We start from the raw sequence: 8161 nt of genomic DNA on the forward strand, positions 1-8161 counted from the left end.
GAACTGACAGCGGAAGAAATGAGAGAATACCGCGGTACTTTGTCCACACCCGGTAAGGAAAGCCCTTATAGAAACAGAAGCGTGGAAGAAAACCTGGATCTGTTCGAAAGAATGAAAGCAGGCGAATTCCCCGACGGTTCCAAAACACTGCGTGCGAAAATCGATATGGCATCTCCCAATATCAATATGAGAGACCCCGTTATTTATCGTATTTCCCATTCCACACACCATACCACAGGGGACAAATGGTGCATCTACCCCATGTATGACTTTGCGCATCCTCTGGAAGATGCCATCGAAGGTATCACACATTCCATCTGTACCATGGAATTTGAAGACCACAGACCTCTGTATGACTGGGTGGTAAAAGAAGCAGGCTACACAGTAAATCCTCCCAGACAGATCGAGTTTGCTCGTCTGGGTATGACAAATACAGTTATGAGTAAGAGAAAACTGCGTGCGCTGGTTGAAAATAATCTGGTTGACGGTTGGGATGACCCTCGTATGCCGACCATCAGCGGTCTGCGCCGCCGCGGCTATACACCCGAATCCATCCGTGATTTCTGCGAAAGAATCGGTGTTTCCAAAGCAAACAGCATGGTTGACAGCGGCCTGTTGGATTACTGCATTCGTGACGACCTGAAAGCGAAAGCAAAAGTAGTCATGGCCGTTCTGGATCCTCTGAAAGTAGTGATCACAAACTATCCCGAAGGTCAGGCTGAAATGATCGAAGTGGAAAACAACCCTGAAAACCCTGAACTGGGTACAAGAGAAGTTCCTTTCACAAGAGAAGTTTATATCGAAAGAGAAGACTTCATGGAAGAACCTGTGAAAAAATTCTTCCGTCTGGCTCCCGGCAAGGAAGTTCGTCTGAAAGGTGCTTACTTCGTAACATGCACAGACTTTGTGAAGGATGAAAACGGCGTTGTGACAGAAGTTCACTGCACATACGATCCCGAAACAAGAGGCGGCAATGCCCCTGACGGCAGAAAAGTAAAAGGTACACTGCACTGGGTATCTGCAACAGAAAATGTACCTGCGACAGCAAGACTGTACGACCACATGATGCTGGATAACCCCGATGATCCCAATGGCGACATGATCATGAACCCCACTTCTCTGGAAGTGAAGGAATGTTTCGTGGAACCTTCCATTAAAAATGCACAGAAGGGCGAAAGATTCCAGTTTATGAGAAACGGCTACTATATCGTAGATACAAAGGATACAACAGAAGAACATCTGGTATTCAACCGTATCGTTCCTCTGAAGAGCTCCTTCAAACTGTAATCAGCAAAATAAAAATCCCCGTTACCGGAATATTCCGATAGCGGGGATTTTTTTGTCTGTTACAGGATCAGAACAAAAGTGCCGATGGTGATGAAAGCACCGCCGATGATGGTCTGCAGGGATGCAGGCTCTTTCAGGATCAGGAATGCAAGCACCATGGAGATCACGACACTGAATTTATCAATGGGAACAACCTTGGACGCTTCGCCGATCTGCAGGGCATGGAAATAAAACAGCCAGGAAAGACCGGTTGCCAGACCGGACAGCACCAGAAAGATCCAGCCTTTGGTAGTGATATTTTCGATCCCGTGATGTTTTCCGGTGATCAGAACGATGCCCCATGCCATGATCAGCACGACAACCGTACGGATGGCAGTGCCCAGATTGGAATCAATGCCGTTCATACCGATTTTGGCAAGGATAGAAGTCAATGCTGCAAAAACAGCAGAAAGAAACGCAAATAAGATCCACATAAAAAATCACCCTCAATACTCTCTAAGTAATAATAATTATCATATAAGAATTATATATAAAAAATGGAAATTTGGCAATAGAGACAGGGAATTTTTTCCTTCAAAAAGAGAAAGAGAGGAAATGATGCATAAAAAAGGCTGCTGAAATCTCCTTTGGCAGGAAGACATGGGGATTTTGCGATTCTTCCTACAGTTTTCCTTTTTTATAGATGAAAATTGGTGTATACTGTGATATGAGGAGAAATCTACAAAAGAAACGGAGTGAATCGTTGTGAGAGAAAAATTAAAAGATTGTAATCGTATCGTCGTTAAGGTTGGTACTTCCACCATTACATATCCCGGCGGCAGACTGAACCTGAAACGAATCGAAGAACTGGCATGGGTACTGACAGACCTGCGCAACCGCGGCAAGGAAGTCATTCTGGTTACCAGCGGTGCCATCGGTGTTGGTGCGGTGCGTATGAATATGAAGGAACGCCCTACCATCACCAAGGAGAAACAGGCGGCGGCAGCCGTTGGTCAGGCCATGCTGATGCAGATCTACCATAACTTTTTTGACAGATATAATCAGACGGTAGCGCAGGTTCTTCTGACAAAAGAAGAGCTGAACAGCGACAGCCGTTATGAAAATACCCATAATACATTGATGACCCTTTTGGAAATGGGCATCGTTCCCATTATCAATGCCAACGATACCATTTCTACATACGAGATCGAAATTTCCGATAATGACCGCCTTTCTGCCATGGTAGCGGAGATCGTGGAAGCGGATCTTCTGATTCTGCTGACGGATATTGATGCTCTGTATGATAAAGACCCCCGTCATCATGCCGATGCGAAACGTGTTTCCCATGTAGAAGCCGTTACCGATGAGATCAAGGCTATGGCAGGGGAAAAGAAAGGTTCCGAATTCAGCGTGGGCGGCATGAAAACAAAACTGCAGGCGGCGGAAATCTGCCTGAATGCAGGGGTGCAGATGGCCATTGCGCAGGGGGAAGATCCGAAAGTGATCCATCGCATCATGGATGGGGAAGATGAAGGTACCCTTTTTGGATAAGAGGAAAGATAAAATACTGGAGGTATAAAATATGAGCTATTGTCCCAATTGCGGCAGACAGATTCTGGACGAAAGTCTGGGCTGTCCCGTTTGTAATGTGAAAAATAATATCGATCCTTCCAAAACAGTAGTCGAAGGTCAGGCGGAAGAGATCAAAGCGGAACCAGTGGAAGCGTTCACAGTGGAAGACAGTGACGGCAAGGCCCATCACTTTGAAAGCAGCGCGGAAACAGGCGAAGCGGAATATAAGAAAAAAGCAACCGTTGCGGAAGATGCAACGATCCACCCTGCCATTAAAGTTCTGGTGATCGTTCTGGTGGTTATGGTGGGCGGCTTTGGCGCCATTGCCGGCTGTGTGGCCGGTGTGGTTCTGTCCAAGAGCCCCGCGGAAGATTACCGTAGATTCGGTAAAACTCTGATGACGGTCAGCATTGTGATGCTGGTGCTTTCCTTCCTGTGCTGCGGCATGTCCGCCAGTATGGGCTTGATCAATAATATGGTCATGTATTGATATGATTGACTTTTTAGAAAGAATGGGCTCTGCCGTCTGTCATCAGATGGCGGAGCGCAGTTTTCTCTTTGATGGAATGCAGATGCCCCTTTGTGCCCGCTGCACGGGTATCTATATAGGGGTGTTTTTTGCATTTTGCTTCTTTTTTTGGAAAAAGCGGATGCAGGCAGGAAAGCCGTTTTCCCTGCAGCAGGCAGTGATCACGGGAGCTGCCATCCTTCCTGTCGGATTGGACGGGGTTGGCAGTTACCTTGGTTTCTGGGAAAGCAGTCAGCTGATGCGTGTCCTGACAGGCAGTCTGGTGGGGGCGGTTGTCCCCGGTTTTCTGCTGATGGCGGGAAATTTTGACCCGAAAAGAGAGAATGTAATGCCGATTTATGAAAAAACGGCAGAAATGGTTCTTTTACTGGCTGTATCGGTGGCTTTTGGCCTTTGCCTTTGGTTGGGACTGCTGCAGCCTGTTGGCGCGGTTCTTTCCGTTATGGGAGAAGTGTTGCTTTGGGGCGGTCTGGTCTGGCTGGTACTGAAAAATCTGCGAAAGGATAGCAAGATGCCGTGCTGGAACATCGCACTGGCAGTTTCGTTTGTTGGCTTATTTATAATGGGAGGGCTGGTTCCATGAAGAAAAAATTAAGGAAAGAGGCCCTTGCCAAAAGAAAGGAAATACCGACAGAAGAACGGGCAGAAAAAAGCAGACGGATTACAGAACATATCCTGCAGAGCGAAGCCTATCAGAGGGCAGAAACTGTGTTTTCCTTTGTCAGCATGGATGCTGAGGTGGAAACAGACGAAATCCTCAGACAGGCATGGAAAGATAGAAAAACCGTTGCTGTGCCGAAAACGAAACCGGACAGAGAGATGATTTTTTTGAAAATCGGATCCTTTGCGGATCTGAAGGAAGGCAGATTTGGCGTCAGGGAGCCTTTGGGCGAGGAAGAACGGGTGCCGAAGAAGGGGGATCTGTTCCTTGTGCCGGGGGCATTGTTTGACAGGAATAAAAACCGCATCGGTTACGGCGGCGGTTATTATGATACTTATTTTGAAAAACATCAGGGGTATCGCAAAATCGGGCTGGCTTTTTCGGAACAGATTTCGGAAACAGCGATACCGACGGAAGAAACGGATATCCCTTTGGATGATATCGTAACGGAAAACGGATGGGAGGAATGAAGATGAGCAATCTGGTAGAAATGGGGAAAAAAGCGAAGGAGGCGGCAGTTGTTCTGGCAACGCTGTCTACCCCTGTGAAAAATAAAGCGCTGCTGGCATCTGCCGATGCGCTGATGGCGGCAAAAGAAGACATTCTGGCAAAAAACAAAGAAGACGTGGATGCGGCACTGGCAAACGGCATCAAAGGGGCCTTTATCGACAGACTGACCCTGACCGATGCCCGTGTGGCGGATATGGCCGATGGTCTCCGTCAGGTGGCAAAACTGGATGACCCTGTAGGGGAAGTCCTTTCCATGAAAAAACTGGATAATGGTCTGGTGGTAGGCCAGAAACGCGTGCCTATGGGCGTGATCGGTATCATTTTTGAAGCAAGACCTAATGTTACGGCCGATGCCTTCGGTCTGTGTCTGAAAGCCGGCAGTGCAGTTATCCTGCGCGGCGGCAAGGAAGCCTTCAAAACCAATCATGCGGTAGTCAATGCCATCCGTGCAGCTTTGAAAGCGGAAGGTCTGCCCGAAGATGCCGTACAGATGGTGCCTGATACTTCCAGAGAAACTGCCAACGAAATGATGCGACTGAATGGCTATCTGGATGTTCTCATTCCCCGCGGCGGCGCAGGGCTCATCAATAGTGTGGTGCAGAACAGCACCGTTCCTGTCATCCAGACAGGTGTGGGCAACTGCCATGTGTATGTGGATGAAAGTGCAGATTTTGAAAAAGCGGCAAAAATCGTCATCAATGCAAAGACCCAGCGTCCCGGTGTCTGCAACGCCTGCGAAAGCCTGCTGGTGCATGAAAAAATTGCGGAAGATTTCCTGCCTGCGGTAGGCAGGGCTCTGCAGGAAAAGAAAGTGGAAATTCGTGGGGACGAAGCCACACAGAAACTGGTGGATGGCTCTATTGCGGCAACAGAAGAAGACTGGGGTACAGAATATGCAGACTATATCCTGTCCACAAGAGTGGTGAAGGATCTGGATGAAGCCATTGCCCATATCAGAAAATATTCCACAGGCCATTCCGAAGCCATCGTGACAGAAAACTATACCAATGCTCAGCGTTTCCTGAACGAAGTGGATGCGGCGGCAGTTTATGTGAATGCCTCCACCAGATTTACTGACGGCGGTCAGTTCGGCTTCGGTGCAGAAATCGGCATCAGCACACAGAAACTGCATGCTCGTGGCCCCATGGGTCTGAAGGAACTGACAACCACAAAATATATCATCTACGGCGATGGTCAGATCAGAGAATAATTCGGAGAAGAATAAGGAGGAAGCCTTATGCAGGATACCCGTTATATGGATGCATGGATCCATGTACCTCTGTGCAAAAAAGGGGAAAAACTGTATCACTATACCACGGCGGAAGGGGTTCGCGGTATTGTGGAAAACAGGGAATTTATGGCAACCAAAAGTGATTTTCTCAATGATAAACTGGAATTTCAGTATGCAGTGGAGGTCATGGAGCGTCTGACGGAAAAATATATTGTGCATGCATCCCTGCGGGAACGGTTCTTTTCTCGTCTGCAACAGGAGATCGAACGGATGGGGATCATTACGCCTGTTTGCGATGTGGAAGGGGAATGCCACATGGAGGGATTGAGTTTTTATGTGGTAGCCTTTTCCAAACTGCAGAATAATGCACTTCTCTGGGCGGAATTTACGGATTTCAAGGGATACTGTCTGGAATTTGACTATATGAAACTGGTGGAAGGGTTTCAGCACCGCGTATTTCTTCATGGTACGGTCATTTATGATGAAAAGGAACAGATGAATGCTTTGCTGGAAAGTCTGCTGTCCTGTATCCGCAATCTGCAGGATAGCGGGATGACAGATTTGGAAGGGTTTTTCGAGGAGGATGCGGTGGTTTCCGATGCATCTTTGCAAAAACTGGCAGAAGAAATGGCAGTGGTCGTTTCCGTGTATGCCATGTTCTTTAAAAAGGGCTTTTTTGAAGGGGAGGAGGAATATCGTTTTGTTTTCCCTCCGCTGATCAATGAACTGGGCATGGCAAAGCCGAAGTTCCGCCTGCTGGATCAGATTTTCCTGCCCTATATCATGGTGGAATTTGACCGAAAACAGGAAAGCATCCCCATGGAAAGTGTGATGGTAGGGGCGAAGAACAACAGCGATATCGCTGTGCGCGGCATGAAATATTTCCTGCGCTCTCAGGGGCTGGATATTCCGGTATTGTTGTCGGATATCCCTTTGCGATATTAAAAATATGTGATACAATGTAAAAAGAAATTTTTCAATTAAGCATATAGAAAAAAGCGTAACGCGAGGAGGAAAATCCTATGGAAAATAAAAACATATCTGCGGTTTATTATACAGATTTCCGCTGCGGCCCTTTTGAAAGCCGTATCCAGAAACTGCATCGCCTGATGGAAGGTGCAGGTATGGGCAATATCGATTTTGAAGGGAATTTTGTTGCCATCAAAATGCATTTCGGGGAACTGGGCAACCTGAGTTTCCTGCGTCCCAACTATGCAAAGGCTGTGGTGGATTTCGTTACAGCCCGCGGCGGCAAGCCTTTTCTGACAGACTGTAATACACTGTATCCTGGTTTCCGTAAAAATGCGCTGGAACATTTGTACTGCGCATGGGAAAATGGCTTTACTCCCATGACAGTGGGTTGTCCCATTTTGATTGGCGATGGTCTGAAAGGTACAGATGATATCGAAGTGCCCGTTGTAGGCGGCGAATATGTGGAAAAAGCAAAGATCGGCCGTGCAGTCATGGATGCAGATATTTTTATTTCCCTGTCCCACTTCAAAGGCCATGAACAGGCCGGCTTTGGCGGTGCCATCAAAAATATCGGTATGGGCTGCGGCTCCAGAGCAGGGAAAAAAGAACAGCACTGCAATGGCAAAGCGATCATTAAGGCAAGAAAATGCAGAGGCTGCAAAATGTGTCTGAGAGAATGTGCCAACGATGCATTGAAATTCAATGAAGAAACAAGAAAAATGGAACTGGATGCAGAAAAATGCGTAGGCTGCGGCAGATGTATCGGTGCATGCAACTTTGACGCCATCCAGTTTGCACAGGATGCAGCAGTAAAAGAACTGAACTGCAGAATGGCGGAATATGCAAAAGCGGTTGTAGACGGCAGACCTCATTTCCATATCTCTCTGGTCATGGATATTTCTCCTTATTGTGACTGCCATGCGGGCAATGATGTAGCCATTCTGCCTGATCTGGGGATGTTTGCATCCTTTGATCCTCTGGCGTTGGATCAGGCTTGTGTAGATGCCTGTCTGAAACAGGAGCCCAGACCCAATACGGTTCTGACAGATAATATGGAAAAAGAAGGTTTCCACGACCATCATGACCATTTTATCAATACAACACCCGAATCCGAATATAAGAGCTGCCTGGAACATGCAGAAAAAATCGGCTTGGGTACAAAATCTTACGAACTGCATTATGTGAAATAATAAGAAGGACATCCGAAGGGATGTCCTTCTTATTTGACTATTTCCTTTGATTCGGGTAAAATATAACATTATGAATTTATCTTAAGATCGAAAGACTAACTATTAAAAGTCAAGTCAAAAAATCAAAATTTTAAGTAAAGTGCAGAAATACTTTTCAAGTAAGTTAGAACCTTAAAAATTGCATGACAAAAAGAGCATCGTACGGATGCTCAGAGGAGTAATCGGAAAAT

Annotated in this window: 9 protein-coding genes; 8 read left to right on the forward strand and 1 reads right to left on the reverse strand. The window is 46.8% G+C overall.

Annotated elements, in window-relative coordinates; genetic code table 11:
• A partial coding sequence (glnS, locus tag ACJMLT_RS06525) for a glutamine--tRNA ligase (protein ID WP_405728333.1) occupies positions 1 to 1287 on the forward strand: 1287 nt, incomplete at its 5' end.
• Between the two features lie 59 nt (positions 1288 to 1346).
• Here the strand turns inward: glnS and ACJMLT_RS06530 are convergent.
• A complete protein-coding gene (locus tag ACJMLT_RS06530; protein ID WP_405728336.1) occupies positions 1347 to 1760 on the reverse strand; it encodes an EamA family transporter in 414 nt (137 codons plus the stop codon).
• A 271-nt stretch (positions 1761 to 2031) separates the two neighbouring features.
• Between ACJMLT_RS06530 and proB the strand changes: the two genes are divergently transcribed.
• The 7 genes from proB to ACJMLT_RS06565 all read left to right on the forward strand — a co-directional run bounded on the left by proB (position 2032) and on the right by ACJMLT_RS06565 (position 7931).
• Positions 2032 to 2817 carry a glutamate 5-kinase gene (gene proB / locus ACJMLT_RS06535; protein WP_405728339.1) on the forward strand — a complete coding sequence of 262 codons (786 nt, stop codon included), beginning with the start codon at positions 2032 to 2034 and terminating at the stop codon, positions 2815 to 2817.
• Positions 2818 to 2848: 31 nt separating this feature from the next.
• Positions 2849 to 3328 (forward strand): hypothetical protein, encoded by a 480-nt coding sequence (locus tag ACJMLT_RS06540; RefSeq protein WP_405728342.1) that lies wholly within the window; start codon positions 2849 to 2851, stop codon positions 3326 to 3328.
• Position 3329: 1 nt separating this feature from the next.
• Complete coding sequence (locus ACJMLT_RS06545) at positions 3330 to 3950, forward strand: DUF2085 domain-containing protein (RefSeq protein ID WP_405728345.1); 621 nt, start codon at positions 3330 to 3332, stop codon at positions 3948 to 3950.
• The gene (locus ACJMLT_RS06550; RefSeq protein ID WP_405728348.1) at positions 3947 to 4498 is read left to right on the forward strand and encodes a 5-formyltetrahydrofolate cyclo-ligase; all 552 of its coding nucleotides are present in this window, start codon (positions 3947 to 3949) and stop codon (positions 4496 to 4498) included. The genes ACJMLT_RS06545 and ACJMLT_RS06550 overlap by 4 nt, the downstream gene beginning before the upstream one ends.
• A 2-nt stretch (positions 4499 to 4500) precedes the next feature.
• Positions 4501 to 5748 carry a glutamate-5-semialdehyde dehydrogenase gene (locus tag ACJMLT_RS06555; protein WP_405728351.1) on the forward strand — a complete coding sequence of 416 codons (1248 nt, stop codon included), beginning with the start codon at positions 4501 to 4503 and terminating at the stop codon, positions 5746 to 5748.
• 27 nt (positions 5749 to 5775) lie between these two features.
• A complete protein-coding gene (locus tag ACJMLT_RS06560; protein WP_405728354.1) occupies positions 5776 to 6714 on the forward strand; it encodes a DUF2971 domain-containing protein in 939 nt (312 codons plus the stop codon).
• A gap of 77 nt (positions 6715 to 6791) precedes the next feature.
• A complete protein-coding gene (locus tag ACJMLT_RS06565) occupies positions 6792 to 7931 on the forward strand; it encodes a DUF362 domain-containing protein (protein ID WP_405728357.1) in 1140 nt (379 codons plus the stop codon).
• The last annotated feature ends 230 nt before the right edge of the window (positions 7932 to 8161 follow it).

The organism is Anaerotignum sp., from assembly GCF_045122575.1.
Lineage (GTDB): Bacteria > Bacillota > Clostridia > Lachnospirales > Anaerotignaceae > Anaerotignum_A.